This window comes from Hymenobacter cavernae (assembly GCF_014641455.1).
Classification (GTDB): domain Bacteria; phylum Bacteroidota; class Bacteroidia; order Cytophagales; family Hymenobacteraceae; genus Hymenobacter; species Hymenobacter cavernae.
This window is the reverse complement of the sequence record NZ_BMHT01000028.1, coordinates 1-1,059: the sequence shown is the minus strand read 5'-3', so window position 1 is coordinate 1,059 and position 1,059 is coordinate 1. Positions and strand designations below refer to the sequence as shown.

The window sequence follows — 1,059 nt, the reverse complement described above, 5'->3', positions numbered from 1 at the left end:
GCGCCCGGGGCACTCACGGCCACCACCTACTTCCGTCGGCAGGCCAGTTCGGGAGCTTGCGGGCCGGTCTACTCCAACGTAATCACCCTCACTGTAGCCCCTCAGCTAGCCCCTGGCACCATCGGCACTGACCAATTGATATGCCAGGGCAGCACTGCCGCGTCACTAACGAGTACTGCTCCCGCTACAGGTGGCACCGGCACTATCGCCTACCAGTGGGAATCATCGTTGGACAACTCGACCTGGACGGCCATTGCCAGCGCTACTGGCCCCGACTATGCGCCGGGCTTACTTACCGCCACTACTTTCTTCCGCCGCCAGGTGAGTTCCGGTGTCTGCACTACCACGCCATCCAACGTGGTGACGGTGAGAATTGTGCCTGCTCTGACGGCTGGTAGCATTGCGGCCAATCAAACCCTCTGCGCCAGCGCTACTCCTAGCCCACTCACCAGCACAGCCGGGGCTAGCGGCGGCTCGGGCACGATCATCTATCAGTGGGAGTCTTCTACGAATAATGTGAACTGGACGCCTATTGGTGGGGCTATTGGTGCCAGCTACACTGATTATACGCCGGGGCCGCTGACTACTACAACTTATTTCCGGCGCCGGGCAACTTCGGGCAGTGAGTGCGCACCAGTCTTGTCCAACGTCATCACCATCACCGTGGCTCCACCTTTGACTGCTGGCACTATTGCCGCCGACCAGACGCTGTGCGTTAGCGGTACTCCTGCCCCCTTCACCAGTACAGCTGAAGCAACAGGTGGCACGGGCACGGTTGCCTATCAATGGGAATTATCCACGGATAATGTGAGCTGGAACGCTATTACCGGCGCTACCAACTCAACTTTTGCGCCCGGCCTACTCACAAGTACTACTTATTTCCGCCGCCGGGCAACGTCGGGGTCCTGCGCACCAGCGTATTCGCTCCCAGTCGTTGTGAGAGTGCTACCCACCCTGACGGCGGGCAGCATTGGGGCTACCCAGGACGTGTGCGTGGGGGCTACTCCTACCCCGCTCACCAGCACGGCTGCGGCCACAGGCGGCACCGGCACCTTCGCC

1 protein-coding gene is annotated in these 1,059 nt (G+C 61.0%); it reads left to right on the top strand.

All coding sequences use genetic code 11. From position 1 onward, the window contains the following. Window positions 1-1,059: DUF8696 domain-containing protein (locus tag IEX74_RS23045; RefSeq protein ID WP_505678579.1), on the top strand; the 1,059-nt coding region annotated here is incomplete at both ends.